This window comes from Nocardia sp. NPDC050630, assembly GCF_044457245.1.
GTDB lineage: Bacteria > Actinomycetota > Actinomycetes > Mycobacteriales > Mycobacteriaceae > Nocardia.
Window position 1 is genome coordinate 55,759 of record NZ_JBITGN010000012.1, and the last position, 17,622, is coordinate 73,380.

Here is a 17,622-nt window from a genome sequence, read left to right on the forward strand (position 1 = left end):
CATGGAGGTTGTGGACAAGGTCCGCGCCGAGGTGCTGGATCACTTCGGTGCCGCCTCGACAGGTGTCGACTCCGCATCGGTGACCTTCCTCGGTCTCGAGCCCATCGAAATCCTGCGCATTCCTAGCGGGGAACTGGTGCACTATGTGACTCTCGGCGGATCGCGTCATCCCATGGGCGATCCCGGTGACCTGCATGCCGATCCGGTGCGCGGGCCGCGGGCCGAACTGGTGCTGACGTTGCGTGCCGGGGTAGGCCCGAGTTCCGGACTCGCCCGCACCCTCGGCGTACTCGTCGCGGCACCCGCCGTGGAAGGCGTTGTGCTGCAAGCGGATGCGCTGCTCGATCTGGGTGAGCCGATGTGGCGCGACGCGCCATTCACCGCGGTGTTGTTGGGAGACAGCGATATTCCCGAAGTCACGCTGCCCGAGCCAGCCGAACCGGTGCGGTATTTCGCGGTGGTTCCGGTGACCGCGACCGAGGCGGCCTGGGTGCGGGTGCGCGGTGCGCAGGCATTGCGTGATGCGTGGGCGGAGGCCGGAATCGATGTGCACGATCCCGCGAGAGGCGCTGCGTCGCTATAGTTCTCAGAGCCAGTTGTTGCGGTGGAAGTTGACGTACAGCCCTACACAGATGGCGAGCGTCACGGCGATGACGAGCCAGAAGGCCAAAGCCGATTCCAGCCCCGGTATCTGCGTGAAATTCATGCCGTAGATGCCCGCGATCATCGTCGGCACCGCGGCGATGGCGACCCAGGCCGAGATCTTGCGCATATCGGTGTTCTGCTGCACGCCGATCTTGGCCAGTGCGGCGCTGATCAATTCGCTCAGCGATTCGTCGAAGTCGGTAATGCGCTCGGCGACGGCGGTGTGGTGATCGGCGACATCGCGCAGGTAGCGCCGAATCTCCTTGGGTAGTGGTAGGTCCGTTTTCTGGCCGAGCATTTGCAGCGGCAGCTGCAGCGGATTGACCGCGCGGCGCAGTTCGACGACCTCGCGTTTGAGTTGGTAGATCGATTCGATGGTCACCGTGGTGCGCGGGGTGAACACCTCCTCTTCCATCTCGTCGATATCGTTCTCGACCGCCTGCGCGACATCGATATAGGAGTCCACCACGTGGTCGGCCACGACGTGCAACACCGAACCGGGACCCAGCCTGAGTTGATCGGGCCGCTCTTCCAGTTCCCTTCGCACACCGGCTAATCCGGTGTGCTCACCATGGCGCACGGTGACCGCGAATTTGTCTCCAGTGAAAACCATGATGTCCCCGGTCTCGACGATCTCGCTGATGCTGTGGATTTCGTGCGGGACATAGCTGACGGTGCGCAGCACGAGGAACAGGGTGTCGTCGTAGCGCTCGAGTTTCGGTCGCTGGTGGCCGTGCACGGCGTCTTCGACGGCCAGCGGATGCAGGTCGAAGATTTCGGCGATATCGGCCATCTGGTATTCGTCGGGCTGATGCAGTCCGACCCAGACGAACCCGGTGCCGCGCTTGTCGACCTCGGCCAACGCCTCCACATGGTTGAACCGGCCGGGCAGCCGTTGGCCGTCGATGTAGACCGCGCAATCGACTATCGCGCGCGCGGTCGGCACCGGTATGCGGGGCAATTGCTTGGCCGTTCTGGCTTGGCCGCGGAACGACGGCAGCGGCGGAATCGATGGCACCGACCGATGCTACGTCGCGTGCGCGTGCATGCGCCCTGCGAGCGCACGGTATGAAAGAAGGCGTGCGCATCGACCTGCATACCCATTCGACCGCGTCCGACGGCACCGATACCCCGGCCGAACTCGTCCGCAATGCGGCGGCGGCCGGCCTGGACGTCGTCGCGATCACCGATCACGACACCACCGCCGGGTGGGTCGAGGCGGTCGACGCGCTACCGAAGGGATTGACGCTGGTGCGGGGCATGGAAATGTCGTGTGTCGGGCTCGGTGAGGACGGGTGGCCGGTGCCGGTACATCTGCTCGCATACCTCTTCGACCCGACCGATCGGTGTTTCGCCGACGAACGGGAACGTTTGCGCGCCGAACGGGTCGAGCGGTTGCGCGCGATGGCCGAGCGCATGCGTGACGACGGACTACCCATCGATCCGGACGCGGTGCTGGCCTCGGCCGGACCGTCGGCGGGCCGCCCGCATCTGGCGCGTGCGCTCGTCGCGGCCGGTGTGGTGCCGACCGTGGACTCGGCCTTCACCGAATTGCTGGCACCGCACGGCCGCTACTACGCGGAGAAGGCGGATACGCCGCTGCGCCGGGCCGTCGAAATGATCGCGAGCGCGGGCGGGGTGAGTGTGTTGGCACATACCCGGGCGCGTAAGCGCGGTCGGCTGCTGGCGATCGACGATATTCGCGAACTGGCCACGCTCGGACTCGGCGGGCTCGAGGTCGATCACCCGGACCATTCCGCGGCCGATCGTGCGCTGCTCACGCAGTTGTCCGCCGAACTCGGTCTCATCACAACTGGTTCGTCGGACTATCACGGATCGAACAAAATCATCCGGCTAGGTGAATCCACTACCGATTCCGCGCAATTCGAGGAACTCGCGGGCAAAGCGACGGGTGTGCCGGTGATCGCCTCGTGAGAGTGCTGCGCGGACTCAGCGGAATCGTCGCCGGTGGGATGTTCGTGCTGGCCCTTGTCGTCATCGGTACCGCGGTAATCGCTGCTCGTCGTGGCTTTCCCGGACCCGGCGGCGAATCGGTGGCGTGGCATGTGGCCACCTCGGCGATCGGCCTCGGCGCACAGATTTTTTCGGATCGACATCGCGGTTTGGCAGCTTTTTCCGGATCGGTCGTCGTTTTTATTGTCGCCGGAATATTGCTGTGGACGCAGTGGTGGAGCTGACAAATCTGTAATGGTTGCGGCCGGATGAATTGTGGCCGAACATTTCTATTTGTGACGGATTTCGAGACGGATGTGCTCGTGCTCGGCGGTGGTCCCGCCGGGAACTGGGCCGCCATCTCCGCCGCCGCCGCGGGCGCTCGGGTTGCGCTCGTCGACAAGAGCCGCTGTGCCGCGAGCGGGCCGACCGCCGCCGGGACGACTTCGCTGTGGAATATCCCGCCGGGCGCGGCGCGGGATGAGGCGATGCGCCGCACATTCGCGCACGGCGGCGGACTCGCCGAACCGGAGTGGATGCTGCGGGTGCTCGACGAGACGCACCGACGGGTCGAGCAGTTGGTGGCCTGGGGTTATCGGTTTCCCGGTGCGGCCAGCGGTGCCACGTCGTTGCGCGTATGCCTGGACGGCGCGGGCTATCTGCTCCGGTTGCGCCGCAGCCTGCTCGAAGCCGGGGTGCGCATTCTCGATCATCATCCCGCGCTGCAACTGCTCGTCGATCGCGACGGCGTGGTCGCCGGTGCGGTCGGTGTGCAGCGCCGCAACAGCTTTCGGCCATGGACCATCCGGGCCGGGGCCGTCGTCGTCGCCACCGGCGGCTGCGCCTTCCTCTCCGGCGGTGCTGGCACCGATGTGGATACCGGCGACGGACTGCTGCTGGCCGCCGAGGCGGGTGCGCAACTGTCGGGTATGGAATTCTCCAGCGGCTACGGTCTCGCACCGATGGTCTCCCGCGGCAGTGCCTTCGCTCCCGGGCTGGCATTGCATTTCGCGACGCTCTACGACGAATCCGGCACGCGGATCACCGGGCATCGCGCCGCGGCCTTCAACGCGATCGCGGACGGTCGCCGGATCTACGCGGCCTTGGACGATGTGCCGTACCCGGTCCGGCGCTGGCTCTCCAGACAGGGAGTGATCGACCATACCCGTCGGGTGCCGTTACGCGCGGTGTTAGAGGGCACGGTCCGTGGGACCGGTGGATTGTGCATCGCCGGGACGGACTGCGCGACCACGGTGAGCGGACTCTACGGCGCGGGCGACGTGCTGACGCGCGAGCCGATTACCGGCGCGGTCAGCGGCTTCGGCGGTCAGGGCGGAGCATGGGCCATCGCCTCAGGGGTATGGGCAGGGAGGGGCGCTGCGCGATTCGCACGCGGGCGCGGCATGATCGGTCCGGTGCGCGAGGTGGCCGGTGCGGGACTGAATCCGATGGCTCGCATCGATCCGCGCGCGGTGGTCGGGCTGGTCCAAGAGCACACCTTGCCATTACGGCGTAGCTACTGGCGCAGCGCCGGGAGTTTGCGCGACAGCATCGGCGAACTCGATGCCATGTGGCCGGGCGCCGAATTGACCTCGGCGGCTTCGGGGCGGACCGGTTGCGGGCCAGACAGGCGGCGGCGCTGCTGGCGGTGGCGCGCTGGACCAAATACAGTGCGCTCGCGCGCACGGAGAGCCGGGGTATGCACCGACGCACCGATCATCCTGGCCCAGCGACCGATCGGCGGGTGCGGCTGACCTGCGGCGGACTCGAAACGGTGTGGATAGACTCGGCCGCACGGCAGACAGTTGCGGATACGATGCCCGCGCCGGAGCTCACCGCGGCCGATCCGCTGCCGATGTGACAGCTCACCGGATACCGCTGCCGAACTGCGAGTTTCTGCTTACCCCCTGGTAATTCCCGCGCCCTACCCTCGAAAGATGACGCTGGACCGGGATACGACACGCCGGTTTGGCAATGCGTCCGCTCGGCTGGCAGAATGTTGCGGATTCCCGCCTACGCCACCGCCGGGTTCGGGAACAACGGCGATCACCGCCTCGCGACGCACCGTCGCGACTCGAGGATCCCCCCGCATTTCTACACGGACACACCCGTCCGGCTCTCGCTCTGCGGATCAGTGCCGCGCCACGTTTGGATATCGGATCGTCGGATTTCCGACGATTGTTTACGACACGAAACGTCCCGGTCAGCGCACTCGATGAGCGTGTGAAATACCTAATACCCATTACCCGGCGGTAACCCGTTCCCCGGCTTGTCCGACCCGATCAGGAGTGAAATCGTGTCACCTGTGACTGACGCAGCGAATGCCACCGCAAGCCTTTCAGAAATCACCCAAGAAGAAATTTTCGCGGGCCACCTAGGCGGCAAGCTCTCGGTCGAACTCACCGCACCGCTGGAGACCCAACGCGACCTTTCCATCGCCTACACCCCCGGTGTCGCGAAGGTCAGCCTGGCCATCGCGGAGGATGCGGCGCTGTGCAAGCGCTACACCTGGACCGACCGGCTCGTCGTGGTGGTCAGTGACGGCACCGCGGTGCTCGGGCTCGGCGACATCGGTCCGCGCGGCTCGCTGCCCGTGATGGAGGGCAAGGCGGCGCTGTTCAAGAAGTTCGCCGGACTGAACTCGATCCCGATCGTCCTGGACACCAAGGACGTCGACGAGATCGTCGAGACCATCATCCGGCTGCGCCCGAGCTTCGGTGCGGTGAACCTGGAGGACATCTCGGCGCCGCGCTGCTTCGAGATCGAGCAGCGGCTCATCGAGGCCCTGGATTGCCCGGTCATGCACGACGACCAGCACGGCACCGCCATCGTGGTACTCGCCGCCCTCAACGGCGCGGCCAAAGTGCAGGATCGTGCCATCGATGACATGAAGGTCGTGGTGTCCGGCGCAGGTGCGGCCGGTGTGGCGTGCACGAATATCCTGCTCGCCGCGGGCGTCAAGGACGTTGTCGTGCTCGATTCGAAGGGCATCGTCAACATCGAGCGCGGCGATCTCAATGCGGTGAAGGCAGAACTGGCGCAGCGCACCAACCCGCGCGGGCTCGCCGGTGGTGCGGCCGAGGCGCTCGCCGGTGCCGATGTGTTCCTCGGACTCTCCGCGGGCACCATCGCCGAGGAACTGATCGCCTCGATGGCGCCGGAGTCGATCGTGTTCGCGATGTCGAACCCGAACCCGGAGATCCACCCCGAGGTCGCGCACAAGTACGCCGCGATCGTGGCCACCGGGCGCAGCGACTTCCCGAACCAGATCAACAATGTCCTCGCGTTCCCCGGCGTCTTCAAGGGTGCGCTGGACGCGGGCGCGCGCCGCATCACCGAGGGCATGAAAATCGCCGCCGCCGATGCCATCCTCAGCGTGGTCGCCGATGAGATCGCCCCGGACAAGATCGTGCCGAGCCCGCTCGACCCGCGGGTCGCTCCGGCCGTGGCCGAGGCCGTGGCCGCCGCGGCTCGCGCGGAGGGCGTCGCGTAATTCGACCCGCAAATACGGGGCTGCTCACCGGGTGAGCAGCCCCGTATTGCGTGCTGCGGCTGAATCAGTGCGGAACGAAGACCGCCGAAACGAATTCCGCGATTTCGGCATCGCTGAGGTTCTTGGCGATATCGGATTCGCAGATCATGCCGACGAGTCGCTTCTTGTCGTCGATCACCGGCAGTCGTTTGATCCGGTCGTGCTCCATCATGTCCAGCACTTGGCGGACATCGGCATCGGCCGATATCCAGCGCGGGGTGCCCTCGGCCAGATCCCCGGCCCGGACCTTGCTCGGATCATGGCCCATCGCAATGCATTTCACGACGATGTCGCGATCGGTCAGCATGCCGACGAGACGGTCGTCGCTGCCGATCGGCAATGCGCCGATATCCAGCCTGCGCATCATCTGCGCGGCCCGATCCAGCGTTTCGTCGGCGGGGATCCACTCCGCGTTTTCGTGCATGATGTCGCGCGCCTTCATAGAGCGACTGTTCACGGTACGCCTCCTGGTCTCGGATGAGTGATCCCGCAGAATTCGACTCCGCGATCGTGGGTCGAGCATCCGCGAAGCAAACTTCTGCGGCCACGTCACATCGTGACCCATGTCACATCATTGGTCAATGCCTGGACGGTCAGCGAAGGCGAGCCGTCATCGACGCGACGCCGTCGCCGGTGAGCAGGTCAATTGCTGCCGTGCGGCCGGTAACCAGGAGTAAAAGCGCGGTGATCGGGCCGAGGATCTCGGGTCCGCTGCCGTGGCTCCAGTCGACGTCGGAGGCGACCAAGCGGACTCCGTCGATGCGGTGTTTATCCCACACCGGCCATCCGATGGTTACCGCATGTGCGGCCGCGGCGGCTGCGGCCGCTGGTTCGATATCGACCGTGCGGGCGAGCGGTATCGCGATGTCCTGGCCGTGCACCATGGTGTCGAACAGGATATTGCGATAGTTGGTGAGCTTGGGCAGCTCGCGAGAGCCCGCGTCGTCACGGATCGCCGAAACGAGTTCTGTGGTTGGATGTTTCGCGTAGCGCCTGGTGAGATCATCAATAAAGCGGTTGTAGTTGCCGCGTGCGCGGATCCCGCTGGCGAGCATGACGCCGATCGGCGGGGGCTGCGGTGTCAGTGCGATATGTGCGGCGACCTCCCGGACTCGCCAGCCCGCGCACAACGACGGCATTTCCCATTCGTTGGCTGAGAGTTCAGCCAGCAGGTCGGCAATCGCGCGCCGCTGCTGTTCGATGGTCTGCCAGCAGGTTTCGCGGTCCATCGTGCGCTCCCGGGTTCGCACCTCGCATAAGATTGGTCAGATAGACTTATTAATGTAGTAAGATTACCTGGCTAATGTCAAGGAGTGGGATGGCCGACGGCGAGATGAATGTGGGCCTGCTGATGTTCATTGCCTACCGATCGATGGAGGACCGGATCTTCGCCGACTTGGCCGAGTCCGGATACGACGACGTCACCGTCGCGCAGGGACGGCTCGCGGCGCGCATCGGCGCCGATGGCAGCCGCGTGACCGAGTTGGCCGAGCAGGCCCAGGTCACCAAGCAAACCGCCGGATTCCTGGTCGATCAGCTCGAACGCGCCGGATATGTGCGGCGGGTACCGGACCCGAGCGATGGTCGAGCTCGGTTGGTCGTGCTGTCCGAACGCGGGGTGAAGATGGCGGCGTACGCCAACTCCGTCGCCGACCGGATCGAGGCCGAGTGGGCGACGCACCTCGGTGCGCAGCGCATGCGGCAGCTGCGCGACATTATGGCTCGGCTGCGCGAGATCACCGATCCCTATGCCTGAGAGCTCGAGGTCTGCTGGATTCCGGCGGCGGTGACGGGCAGCTGAGAGCTGCGGCGCAGGCGGCCCGTGCCGGGGACGCTGGCCCAGACCGCGAAAGCCAGCAGGCCGTCCATGACCATGGCGAGGACCGCGACCAGCAGTGCGCCCACGAGGACGCGGTCGTAGCGGTAGATGGCGATGCCGTCGAAGATGTAGCGGCCGAGACCGCCCAGGTTGACGAAGGCGGCAATGGTGGCGGTGGCGATGACCTGCAGGGTTGCTCCGCGCAGGCCGGTGAGCAGGATCGGCAGCGCGTTGGGCACCTCGACGCGGAACAGGATCTGGCGCTCGGTCATGCCCATGGCGCGCGAGGCGTCCACGACATCGGCTGGGACATTGGCGATCCCGGCGTAAGCACCGGCCAGTAGCGGCGGAATCCCGACCGTGACGAGTGCGAGCAGGGGCGGAATCAGGCCGAGTCCGAGGCCGAGCACCAGGAAGGTGAGCAGGCCGAGGGTGGGCAGGGCGCGCATGGCATTGGCGAATCCGACCAGCACCGCGGCACCGCGACGGGTATGTCCGATTACCAGCCCCAGTGGGACCGCGACCGCTGCGGATACCACGACGGTCAGGAAGCTGTACCAGAGGTGTTCGGCGATGCGATGTTGGATACCCGCCGGGCCGGTCCAGTTCGCGCCGTCGGTGAAGTAGTGCCAGGCATCGATGAAAAGATTCATGCCGCAGCACCTTTCGCTGTCCTGGCGTCCGCGCGCGTCCACGGGGTCGCCCAGCGTCCGATGACATACACCAAGCGGTCGAAGATCAGGGCCAGCGCGAGCGTCACGATGATGCCGGCGATGATTTCGTCCGGATAGTCGCGCTGATAGCCCTGGGTGAAGAGTTTACCGAGCCCACCGACACCGATCAGCGCGCCGACCGAAACCATGGCGATATTGGTGACCACCACCACGCGCAGGCTGGAGACGAAAACCGGTATGGCCAACGGCATATCGACGGTCACGGTGCGCCGCAGCGAACTGAAGCCCACCGCGTCGGCGGCATCGATGACGGTGGGTGAGACCGAATCCAGCGCCGTCGGCACGGCGATCACCAGCAATGCGGTCGAATACACGGTGAGCGCGATGATCACGTTCAGCGGATCGATGGTCGAAATTCCGGCCAGCGGCGGAATGATCACGAACAGGGCCAGCGACGGAATGGTGTACGACAAGCTGGCCACCGTCACTGTGACGCGCCGCAGCCAGGAGATTCGACGCACCAACGCGCCCACAGGAATCGCGATGATCAGCCCGAGCAGTAGCGGCACCAATGCGAGATACAGGTGGGTTCTGGTGAAACCCATGATCTCGGAGAAGTTGTCGATCAGATAGTTCATGCGTTTTCGGTTTCGAAGAAGTGCCGATTGCGCTCGTCGTCCTCGAGCGTGCGCTGTCCGGCGAGTTGCTCGAGTACCTCGGGAGCCCGGATTCCACCACGGGCCGCACCGGAATCGTCAACGGCGACACCGATTCCCGACGGCGAGGAAATCGCCGCGTCCAGCGCCTGCCGCAGATCGCCGTCGGGCGGAAATAGTGATCCACCTGCGGCGATGCTGTCGTGCAATGCTCTTCCGGCCCGGATGCTCTCCACACCGGTGACATCGATCCAGCCGCGCGGAACACCGGAATCGGTGACCACCAACACCCATTCGCCCCGGTCCAGGCGCAATTCGGCGAGTTCGGGTTCGGTTGCGGTGTGAATATCGTGCAGTGTCAAGCTATCCGCGTTGCGGAACGACAGTGCGCGATAGCCGCGATCACGTCCGACGAAGCCCGCTACGAAATCGGTTGCGGGCGCGGCGAGTACGCGCTGAGGTTCGTCGTACTGCTGGAGGACGCCGCCCGGTCCGAATACCGCGATCCGGTCGCCGAGTTTCACCGCCTCATCGATGTCATGGGTGACGAAGACGATGGTTTTGTGCAGTTCGGCTTGCAGCCGCAGCATTTCGGCCTGCAACTCCTCGCGCACCACCGGATCGACCGCACTGAACGGTTCGTCCATCAACAGCACCGGCGGGTCGGCGGCCAGCGCCCTGGCCACGCCGACACGCTGCTGCTGTCCGCCGGAGAGTTGGGCGGGATACCGGTTGGCCAGCGATCGGTCCAACCCGACCCGGTCCAGCACCTCTAGTGCGGCCGCGCGGGCCGCTCGTCGCCGAACCCCTTGCAGCACAGGCACTGTCGCGACGTTGTCGACGACCGTTCGGTGCGGGAGGAGTCCGGCGCTCTGGATCACGTATCCGATACCGAGCCGCAGCTCGACCGGATTCACCGTCGAAATGTCCGCGCCGCCAACGGTGATGGTGCCCGAACTGGGCGTGATCATCCGGTTGATCATGCGCATCGAGGTGGTCTTACCGCAACCCGATGGTCCGACGAAGACCGTGAACGAGCCGGATTCGATGCGCAGATCGAGTTCGGAGACGGCATGCGTGCCGTCGGGATAGGTCTTGCTGATATGGCTGAATTCGATATCGGACACGCTGGCTCCTACCCGGTGGGCTTGTTCAACCCCTGGGCGGTAACCCATTGCTGTGCTGCGGCCTTGGGCTCGGTCTTGCTGCTGCCGGAGACCGCCTCGTTGAGCTCGAGCAGTTCATCGGTGGTGAGTTTCGCCGAGACGGCATTGAGCGCGGCGAGTGCTTTATCGGTCTTCTTGGCGGAGTTGAACAGCGGCACCACATTCTGGGCGGGGAAGTTGTGCTTCGGATCCTCCAGCACCACCAGATTGTTCTGCGCGATCGCGGGGGAGGTGGTGAAGATATTGGCCGCGGTAACCGTGCCTTCCACCAGCGCGCGCACCGTCGCGGGCCCGCCGCCGTCGGCGATCGGCACGAAGTTGTTGGCGGCGATATCCAGGTTGTAGTTCTTCTTCAGACCGGGCAGACCGCCGGCGCGCTCCTGGAATTCGGCGGGCGCTCCGAATTTCACCTCGGCCGAATGTGTCGCCAGATCGGCGATGCTGTGCAGGTTCCAGCGCTCTGCGGTGGCCTTGGTGACCACGACCGCGTCCGAGTCCTGGCCCGGGGCCGGGGTGCCGACAGCGAGATCGGAACCCAGCGCCTTGGTGAGTGCCGCGTCGATATCGGTCGAACTGGTCGCGGTGGCGTTCTTGTCCAGGTACTGCAGCAGGTTGCCGTTGTATTCCGGAATTACCGAGATCGCGCACTGGCGCAGTGCCGGGATATAGGCTTCCCGGCTACCGATATCGAGTTTGGTGTCGACATTGAATCCGTTGACGCGCAACACTTCCGCATAGATATTCGCGACTGTTTCCGATTCCGGGAAGTTCGCAGAGCCGACGGTCAGCCCGTCACCCTCGCAATTGCCCTTGGCCGCAAGCGGATCGGAGTTACCACAGGCGGACAGGATCATGGCGGCGGCCAGTGCCGCGGCGGCGACGAGAATGCGGGCGGCGCGCAGCGTCAGCCGCAGCGCGAACCGCCCGTGCCGCGCGGCATCGGGGTTGATCGTGGTTTTCACTGGAGTCCTTCCGGCATGACGAGCGATCCGAGCAGCCGTGCGCGCACGGCCACCCGGTACATTCTGGTTGTTCATATTGCCCGCTGCATGCAGTTCCTGTTCACTACCGAAGGTTGGTGTCGCCGGATGGGGTTGGCCGCGTCGAGGCGGATGCTGGCGCGGGTCGTGGTTGTCACGGCCCTCGGGCTGGCAGTTTCCTGCGAAAGTGACAATCCGGGCCCGACAATAGCGGTCGGCGCGGGCGATTCGATGGAATCAAATCTCCTTGCGCAAATCTATGCGGGCGCGTTGGCGCGGACCGGTGCGCGCACCTCGGTCACCGCCGATCTCGGTAGTCGGGCGGACTATCTGGCCGCATTGGACGCGGGCACGGTGACGGTGGTCGGCGACCACAGCGGCGAACTGCTCACCTTCCTGAATCCCGATGCGCGAGCGCTCGAGCCCGAGGTGACGACCGATAAGGCGGACAAGTCCGCACCGGTTCGGCTGTCGGTGACCGAGGAGTTGAACCGGTCGCTACCGGAGGGGCTCGCGGTCTCCGATCCGGCCGACGGCACGGATATGCGGGCTCGGGTGCTGCTGACCGAAGCCGCGGGCAAGGACGTCCGGTCGCTCGGCGCTCTGGCACCCCGGTGTGGCGAAATCCAGGCCGGGGTGGCACCGGTACCCGGTGTGGTGCAAACGGCGGGGCCCGTGCGGATTTCCGGTTGTGACTTCGCTGCTACCAGGCCCTATCCCGATGCGACGGCGCTGCGAAAGGCATTGCTGGACGGCGAAATCCAGGCCGGAATCCTGGCCGGGCCGCCCGCGCTGGTCCCCGGTGCGACCGATGGGCTGACCGTGCTCGCCGATAACGACTACGCGGTGCGGGCCGAGAACGTGCTCGCGGTGTATCGCAAGGGTCTGCTCGACGATCGGCAGATCAAGAAGCTGAACTACGTCTCGGGTGAGCTCACCACAGATGACTTGGCGGAGATGACCCGCAAGGTCGGCGAAGGTGCCGCTACCACCGAGGTGGCACGCACCTGGCTGGACAACCACGCGCTCTAGAAAGTCCCTGGTCACGACGGCCCGAGCGGGTTCGCGCTCGGGCCGTTTGCTATGTCGCCGATCACAATTCCGTTCGAAGTCACGGTCTTGTGGGTGGACTGTTCCGCACCGTATATTCCATGTGGAGTATTTGATGTGGAGTATGTCGGTGGCCGCAGCTACCGTGCTCCCGGGGATTCGATCTCGCATCTGCGAGTGTTGTGCAGGAGGTGACCGAAATGGGGCAGCACGCGCGCCCAGGGGTGACGCCATTGGCGATCGCCGTGCTCGCGCTGCTCGAAGAGCGGCCAATGCATCCTTACGAGGCGTATCAGCTGCTGATCGCGCGCCGGGAGGACATGCTGGTGAAGCTGCGGCCGGGCTCGCTGTATCACACGGTGACGCGGTTGTCCGACCAAGGATTGGTACGGGCCGAGGGGGTCGACCGGGACGGGAATCGGCCGGAGCGCACCACCTACCGGATCACCGAAAGTGGCCGGGAAACATTGCGTTCCCGGATCGCCGAGATCCTGCGCAATCCCGGGCGCGAGTATCCGATGTTCCCGGTCGCGCTCAATGAGGCGCACAACCTGCCAGCGCCGGATGTGCTCGCGCTATTGCGAGAGCGGGTCGAGCGATTGGCGCAGGACCTCGCCGACGTCGAGATGATGAGCCGGTGGGCGGGGATGCACGCCGTGCCGCGTCGCTACTGGCTCGTGCTCCCGTATCTGCAGGCCACTATCGCGGCCGAAATCGCGTGGGTCCAGAACCTCATCACCGAACTCGACAGCGGCGAAATGGAGTGGGACGAATTCGACCCGGCCACCGGCGTCCGCATAACCGAACATCAGCACCCCTGGTCCGACCAGGACCGTTCCGAACCACCCCCGGTGCCGCGCCGCTGGAACGAGACCAGCGCGTCACCGCCCTGATGAGTACCGGTGTGCGCACGGCCTCCGGTACAGACATCCGAGATAGGAACCAAATCCATGACCACTCAACGCAATCCGTGGCTGGCGCTGTTCGCGCTGGTCGTCGGCTTCTTCATGATTCTGCTGGATATGACGATCGTCGCGGTCGCCAATCCGGCGATCATGACGGATCTGCAAGCCGACATCTCCCAGGTCATCTGGGTGACCAGCGCGTATCTGCTGACATATGCGGTGCCGCTGCTGGTCACCGGTCGGCTCGGTGATCGTTACGGGCCCAAGAATCTGTACCTGGTCGGTCTGGCCGTGTTCACCGCCGCCTCGTTGTGGTGCGGTCTATCCGGATCGATCACCATGCTGATCGCCGCGCGGGCCGTACAGGGTCTCGGCGCCGCGCTGATGACGCCGCAGACCATGGCGGTGATCACCAGGACCTTCCCGCCGGATAAGCGCGGTGCGGCCATGGGTCTGTGGGGCGGTGTCGCCGGTCTCGCCACGCTCGTCGGTCCCATCCTCGGCGGTGTGCTGGTCGACGGGCTCGGCTGGGAGTGGATCTTCATCGTCAATGTGCCGGTCGGCATCGTTGCCTTCGCGCTCGCGGTCTGGTTGGTTCCGGCACTGCCGACGAATGAGCACAAGTTCGATATCCCGGGTGTCGTGCTCAGCGGAATCGGACTGTTCCTGCTGGTCTTCGGTATCCAGGAGGGCAATACCTACGACTGGTCGCTGCGCATCTGGCTGATGATCGGCGCGGGTGTCGTCGTGCTCGCGGTCTTCCTGGTGAATCAGGCGCGCAATACCGGCGAGCCGCTGCTGCCGTTGGGACTTTTCCGTGAGCGCAACTTCGCGCTGTCGAATGTGGCCATCGCGGCCATGGGTGCCGCCGTCACCTCGTTTATGGTGCCGTCCTACTTCTACCTGCAGGCGGTGCGGGAGATGTCACCGACCAAGTCCGCCTTGGTATTCGCACCGATGGCGATCGTCACCGGCGTTTTCGCACCGATCGTCGGCAAGGTCTCCGACAAACTGCACCCGCGTCTCGTGCCGACCATCGGATTCATCGGATTCTCGGTCTCGATCTTCTGGTTCTCGGCACTGATGACGCCGGATTCCGCACTGGTGTGGTTCCTGCTCTCGGCCGCGCTTGCGGGTTTCGCCAACGCTTGCATCTGGGCGCCACTGGCTTCCACCGCTACGCACAACCTGCCGATCCAGCAGGCCGGTGCGGGCGCCGGCGTCTACAACACCACCCGCCAAGTGGGCTCGGTCCTCGGTAGCGCCGCGATCAGCGCCCTGGTCGCGGCCCGCATGAGCGCCAATGGCCTCGGCGGTGGCAAGATCTCCGAAGGCGGTGCGGGCCAACGCCCCATCCCCGAATTCGTCAAGGATGCCTTCAGTACCGCTCTCGGCCAAGCCGTCCTGCTTCCCGCGGGCATCCTGGTGGTCGGCGTAATCGCCTCGGCCCTGTTCATCCGCCACGGCCAATCCGCCGTATCCGGCCCGAAGACCGACCTGGCCAAGGCCGATACCGTCGGCGTCTGAGTCGTCGATAGTGCGCCCTGCGGCCGATCAGTCCGCAGGGCGCATCGCGCTCGTACTGGTGGGGCGCCGTCGAAGTGATCGGACTCAGCCGACGGTGACAGTGGTCGAAGGGTAGCCGGTGGCGCCGTCGGGAACTACCGAGGCGCGGGCTTCGGTTTGGGTTTCGCCGGTGCCGTCGGTGGCGCGGGCGCGGATGGTGTGCGAGCCGGGGGTGGCATTCCAGTCGTAGACCCATTGACGCCAGGTGTCGATGGATTGTTCGGTGGACAGGCGGGCGGGTTGCCATGGGCCGTTGTCGATTTGGACTTCGACGGCTCGGATGCCGCGATGTTGGGCCCAGGTGACGCCGGCAATGGCGGTGCTGCCCGGTTGAAGTTTGGCGCGAGCGCGCGGGGTGTCGATGCGGGTGCCGGTTTTGATGGGGCCGTAGGCGGACCAGCCGCGGCGGGTCCAGTAGGCGGTGGCGCGGTCGAAGCGGGTGATCTCCAGTTCGGTCACCCATTTGGTGGCGGAGACATATCCGTAGAGGCCGGGAACCACCAGGCGGGCCGGATAGCCGTGTGCGACGGGAAGGGGTTCGCCGTTCATGCCGACGGCGAGCAGCGCATCGCGGCCGTCGGTGAGTACGGCAAGCGGGCTGCCCGCGGTGAAACCGTCGATGCTGTGCGAAAGGACCATATCGGCGTCCGGATGCGGGCCGGCCTCGGCGAGCAGTTCGTCCAAGCGGTAGCCGCGCCAGCTTGCATTGCCGATCAGATCGCCGCCGACCGGATTCGAAACACAGGCCAGCGTCACCAGCTTCTCGACCGGCGTGCGTTTGGCGAGATCGTCCCAGCTGAGCTGGATTTCGCGATCGACCATTCCGTGGATGCGCAAGGACCAATCGTCAACTGATACCTGCGGGAGGATCAGCGCGGTGTCGATCCGATAGAAGTCGCTATTGGACGTCAGGTATGGCGTCAGCCCCGGCAATTTCAAATCCGCGTCGGGTGCGAGCGCCACCGTCGGTCCACTCGGTTCCGGCAGCTGAATCGCTGCCCGCTCCCCGGAGACATCGCGCCGCCGCGCTCCGATCAGGCGACCGCCCACTCCGCTGAGCAGCGCCAGTCCACCCGCGACCGCGATGCCCCGCAACACCTGTCGTCGCTGAGGACCCCCGGCAGAATCCGCCGCGTCGACCACAGGTTCGCTCTCGGTCGCTGAGATAGAACTGGCCGGGGGAACCCCCGGCGCCGCCTCCGTAGCGCTCGCCTGTGGAACCCGGGTGCGATCGGCTGTTTGCCGGCCAGCACCTGGAGCCTGCTCAGCCGACGTTTCCGGCGCCGACGCTGCGGTGTTGTTTGGCGCAGCGGTGCTGCTCGACGCTTGTTCGTCCGCGGAGGCAGCACCGGTTGCGGGTATCTCCGGCGCGCCTTGCTCGGACGAGGCGCGGTGGCCAGCGGGAGTTTCCGATGACGATGCTGTCGCGCTGCCAACCGCTTGCTCACCGGGTGTGGTCGTTGTCGGCGCGGCCGATATGCTGGAGTCGGCCTCGGTGGCAGCGGTTTTCGGCGTTTCGGACCCGACTGAACTCGGGGTCGCGGTCTGGCGCCGACTCGCTGTGTCCTCGCCGGATGCGGTGTGGACTTGGCCGGGAGTCGGCGCGGCCGCGACTGCATCGTCTATTCGGGATGTTAGGGCGCGCAGGGCGTAAATGCCTGCGGCGACGCCGATTACGGTCGGCCAGGCGGCGGACAATCCGGCGCGTTCGAAGACGATGGCCGCGGTGAGCAGACCGAGAGCGCCCAGCAGCCACGATCCGCGAGGGCGGTCGGTTCGTTCGATGACTCCAATGAATCCGGCGACCAGCACGGCCACGAGCGCCATGCAGACGAACAACAGGGTCTTGTCATTGGTGCCGAAGGTTTGGATGACCCGTTCGCGCACGCCGTCCGGCGTGTGGTCGATGACAGTCGAGCCGAGAGCGTTCGGTGGAGCGCTGTCGGGGCCGATGAAGGCGGCAACCAACTCGGCGACGCCGAGTGCCAGACCGGCGGCGACAATGCCCGCCGCCACCCGAAAGCGCAGTTCAGCCATGGTCCGAGCCTACTGCCGGGTGCGCTCGGGGAGTATGACCATTCGGTGACGTGCACGTCAGTCCACGGACTTGTGCCGCTGGTAGTAGCGGGCGACACGGACCCGGTTTCCACAGCGTTCGGCCGAGCACCAGCGACGGCGCGGGTGAGCGGGCAGGAACAGCAGAACGCAGTCGTCGGCCTCGCAGCGCTTCAACTTGCCGATCGACGGATCGGCGAGCAGGTCGGCGGCGGCTTCGGCCAAGACTGCGGCCAGCCTCTCGGCGACCGTGCCATCGCGGCGCTGGATCGCGATCACCGCATCGCCATCCCATTCCAGCTGTCGGATCGCTGGTGCGGCGGCCTGCGCGGCATTGAGTCCGCGCAATGCATCGGCTGGCGGGCGGCGATCGTGCAGCCGTGCGTCCAGGGCGGCGCTGATCTGGTCGCGCACCGCATGAACGGCAGCCAGGTCGGCGGAAGTGGGACGTGCGACCGCCAGCTCCGGAAACCGCGCGGCCTGCAGCGCAAGCCAATTCGCCAGGTCATCCGGGGTCGCCAACAGATCGACACCGGTCGGCCGGGTATTGACCAGGTCCAATGCCAGCGGCTCGCCGACCAGCGGAGCTTCATTCATGAAGCTAATGGTACATCGAGCAGT

18 protein-coding genes and 1 pseudogene are annotated in these 17,622 nt (G+C 65.6%); 10 read left to right on the plus strand and 9 right to left on the minus strand.

The genetic code is table 11. From position 1 onward, the window contains the following. Position 1: 1 nt before the first annotated feature. Positions 2–583 carry a suppressor of fused domain protein gene (locus ACIBG0_RS27100; protein ID WP_397035965.1) on the plus strand — a complete coding sequence of 194 codons (582 nt, stop codon included), beginning with the start codon at positions 2–4 and terminating at the stop codon, positions 581–583. Positions 584–586: 3 nt separating this feature from the next. On the opposite strand, the gene ACIBG0_RS27105 is transcribed toward ACIBG0_RS27100, so the two are convergent. After that, positions 587–1,663 carry a magnesium and cobalt transport protein CorA gene (locus tag ACIBG0_RS27105; RefSeq protein ID WP_397035966.1) on the minus strand — a complete coding sequence of 359 codons (1,077 nt, stop codon included), beginning with the start codon at positions 1,661–1,663 and terminating at the stop codon, positions 587–589. A gap of 62 nt (positions 1,664–1,725) precedes the next feature. Here ACIBG0_RS27105 and ACIBG0_RS27110 point away from each other — a divergent pair, with 62 nt between their 5' ends. The 5 genes and pseudogenes from ACIBG0_RS27110 to ACIBG0_RS27130 all read left to right on the plus strand — a co-directional run bounded on the left by ACIBG0_RS27110 (position 1,726) and on the right by ACIBG0_RS27130 (position 6,091). Then, the gene (locus tag ACIBG0_RS27110) at positions 1,726–2,580 is read left to right on the plus strand and encodes a PHP domain-containing protein (protein WP_397035967.1); all 855 of its coding nucleotides are present in this window, start codon (positions 1,726–1,728) and stop codon (positions 2,578–2,580) included. Next, complete coding sequence (locus ACIBG0_RS27115; RefSeq protein ID WP_397035969.1) at positions 2,577–2,843, plus strand: hypothetical protein; 267 nt, start codon at positions 2,577–2,579, stop codon at positions 2,841–2,843. Before ACIBG0_RS27110 ends, ACIBG0_RS27115 begins: the two co-directional genes overlap by 4 nt. A 24-nt stretch (positions 2,844–2,867) precedes the next feature. Beyond that, positions 2,868–3,476 (plus strand): annotated as a pseudogene (locus ACIBG0_RS27120) (FAD-binding protein); the annotation flags it as partial. Between the two features lie 770 nt (positions 3,477–4,246). Continuing rightward, a complete protein-coding gene (locus ACIBG0_RS27125; RefSeq protein ID WP_397035971.1) occupies positions 4,247–4,459 on the plus strand; it encodes a hypothetical protein in 213 nt (70 codons plus the stop codon). A 435-nt stretch (positions 4,460–4,894) separates the two neighbouring features. After that, positions 4,895–6,091 carry an NADP-dependent malic enzyme gene (locus ACIBG0_RS27130; protein ID WP_397035973.1) on the plus strand — a complete coding sequence of 399 codons (1,197 nt, stop codon included), beginning with the start codon at positions 4,895–4,897 and terminating at the stop codon, positions 6,089–6,091. Between the two features lie 64 nt (positions 6,092–6,155). Here ACIBG0_RS27130 and ACIBG0_RS27135 read toward each other — a convergent pair whose 3' ends face one another. Next, positions 6,156–6,572 (minus strand): CBS domain-containing protein, encoded by a 417-nt coding sequence (locus ACIBG0_RS27135; protein ID WP_397036244.1) that lies wholly within the window; start codon positions 6,570–6,572, stop codon positions 6,156–6,158. Between the two features lie 151 nt (positions 6,573–6,723). Then, the gene (locus tag ACIBG0_RS27140) at positions 6,724–7,359 is read right to left on the minus strand and encodes a maleylpyruvate isomerase family mycothiol-dependent enzyme (RefSeq protein WP_397035974.1); all 636 of its coding nucleotides are present in this window, start codon (positions 7,357–7,359) and stop codon (positions 6,724–6,726) included. A gap of 89 nt (positions 7,360–7,448) precedes the next feature. Between ACIBG0_RS27140 and ACIBG0_RS27145 the strand changes: the two genes are divergently transcribed. Beyond that, entirely contained in the window at positions 7,449–7,886 is a 438-nt protein-coding gene (locus tag ACIBG0_RS27145) for a MarR family winged helix-turn-helix transcriptional regulator (protein ID WP_397035976.1), read from the plus strand. On the opposite strand, the gene ACIBG0_RS27150 is transcribed toward ACIBG0_RS27145, so the two are convergent. Genes ACIBG0_RS27150 through ACIBG0_RS27165 form a run of 4 tightly spaced genes read right to left on the minus strand, consistent with a single transcriptional unit; the run spans position 7,877 to position 11,347 of the window. Continuing rightward, entirely contained in the window at positions 7,877–8,602 is a 726-nt protein-coding gene (locus tag ACIBG0_RS27150) for an ABC transporter permease (protein ID WP_397035977.1), read from the minus strand. The two genes, ACIBG0_RS27145 and ACIBG0_RS27150, sit on opposite strands and share 10 nt — an antisense overlap. After that, positions 8,599–9,261: an ABC transporter permease gene (locus tag ACIBG0_RS27155; RefSeq protein WP_397035979.1), complete on the minus strand. Its 663-nt coding sequence runs from the start codon at positions 9,259–9,261 to the stop codon at positions 8,599–8,601. The genes ACIBG0_RS27150 and ACIBG0_RS27155 overlap by 4 nt, the downstream gene beginning before the upstream one ends. Continuing rightward, on the minus strand, positions 9,258–10,454 hold the full coding sequence (locus tag ACIBG0_RS27160; RefSeq protein WP_397035981.1) for an ABC transporter ATP-binding protein: 1,197 nt from the start codon (positions 10,452–10,454) through the stop codon (positions 9,258–9,260). Before ACIBG0_RS27160 ends, ACIBG0_RS27155 begins: the two co-directional genes overlap by 4 nt. Next, positions 10,415–11,347 (minus strand): ABC transporter substrate-binding protein, encoded by a 933-nt coding sequence (locus tag ACIBG0_RS27165; RefSeq protein ID WP_397036246.1) that lies wholly within the window; start codon positions 11,345–11,347, stop codon positions 10,415–10,417. Before ACIBG0_RS27165 ends, ACIBG0_RS27160 begins: the two co-directional genes overlap by 40 nt. A 75-nt stretch (positions 11,348–11,422) precedes the next feature. Here ACIBG0_RS27165 and ACIBG0_RS27170 point away from each other — a divergent pair, with 75 nt between their 5' ends. From ACIBG0_RS27170 to ACIBG0_RS27180, 3 genes are all read left to right on the plus strand, one after another. After that, positions 11,423–12,457: a glycine betaine ABC transporter substrate-binding protein gene (locus tag ACIBG0_RS27170; RefSeq protein ID WP_397035983.1), complete on the plus strand. Its 1,035-nt coding sequence runs from the start codon at positions 11,423–11,425 to the stop codon at positions 12,455–12,457. Positions 12,458–12,675: 218 nt separating this feature from the next. After that, on the plus strand, positions 12,676–13,368 hold the full coding sequence (locus ACIBG0_RS27175) for a PadR family transcriptional regulator (RefSeq protein ID WP_397035985.1): 693 nt from the start codon (positions 12,676–12,678) through the stop codon (positions 13,366–13,368). Positions 13,369–13,425: 57 nt separating this feature from the next. Continuing rightward, positions 13,426–14,907: a DHA2 family efflux MFS transporter permease subunit gene (locus ACIBG0_RS27180; protein ID WP_397035986.1), complete on the plus strand. Its 1,482-nt coding sequence runs from the start codon at positions 13,426–13,428 to the stop codon at positions 14,905–14,907. Positions 14,908–14,991: 84 nt separating this feature from the next. Here ACIBG0_RS27180 and ACIBG0_RS27185 read toward each other — a convergent pair whose 3' ends face one another. Both ACIBG0_RS27185 and ACIBG0_RS27190 read right to left on the minus strand, forming a co-directional pair. Next, entirely contained in the window at positions 14,992–16,425 is a 1,434-nt protein-coding gene (locus tag ACIBG0_RS27185; protein ID WP_397036247.1) for a molybdopterin-dependent oxidoreductase, read from the minus strand. Between the two features lie 615 nt (positions 16,426–17,040). Next, positions 17,041–17,598, minus strand: a complete 558-nt coding sequence (locus ACIBG0_RS27190) for a CGNR zinc finger domain-containing protein (protein WP_397035988.1) — start codon at positions 17,596–17,598, stop codon at positions 17,041–17,043. Positions 17,599–17,622: the final 24 nt, after the last annotated feature.

Coding starts and splice junctions, on each gene's coding strand:
- ACIBG0_RS27100 (WP_397035965.1), top strand. CDS start 2: ATGGAGGTTGTGGACAAGGTCCGCGCCGAGGTGCTGGATCACTTCGGT.
- ACIBG0_RS27135 (WP_397036244.1), bottom strand. CDS start 6,572: ATGAAGGCGCGCGACATCATGCACGAAAACGCGGAGTGGATCCCCGCC.
- ACIBG0_RS27140 (WP_397035974.1), bottom strand. CDS start 7,359: ATGGACCGCGAAACCTGCTGGCAGACCATCGAACAGCAGCGGCGCGCG.
- ACIBG0_RS27145 (WP_397035976.1), top strand. CDS start 7,449: ATGGCCGACGGCGAGATGAATGTGGGCCTGCTGATGTTCATTGCCTAC.
- ACIBG0_RS27150 (WP_397035977.1), bottom strand. CDS start 8,602: ATGAATCTTTTCATCGATGCCTGGCACTACTTCACCGACGGCGCGAAC.
- ACIBG0_RS27155 (WP_397035979.1), bottom strand. CDS start 9,261: ATGAACTATCTGATCGACAACTTCTCCGAGATCATGGGTTTCACCAGA.
- ACIBG0_RS27160 (WP_397035981.1), bottom strand. CDS start 10,454: ATGGGTTACCGCCCAGGGGTTGAACAAGCCCACCGGGTAGGAGCCAGC.
- ACIBG0_RS27170 (WP_397035983.1), top strand. CDS start 11,423: ATGACGAGCGATCCGAGCAGCCGTGCGCGCACGGCCACCCGGTACATT.
- ACIBG0_RS27175 (WP_397035985.1), top strand. CDS start 12,676: ATGGGGCAGCACGCGCGCCCAGGGGTGACGCCATTGGCGATCGCCGTG.
- ACIBG0_RS27180 (WP_397035986.1), top strand. CDS start 13,426: ATGACCACTCAACGCAATCCGTGGCTGGCGCTGTTCGCGCTGGTCGTC.
- ACIBG0_RS27190 (WP_397035988.1), bottom strand. CDS start 17,598: ATGAATGAAGCTCCGCTGGTCGGCGAGCCGCTGGCATTGGACCTGGTC.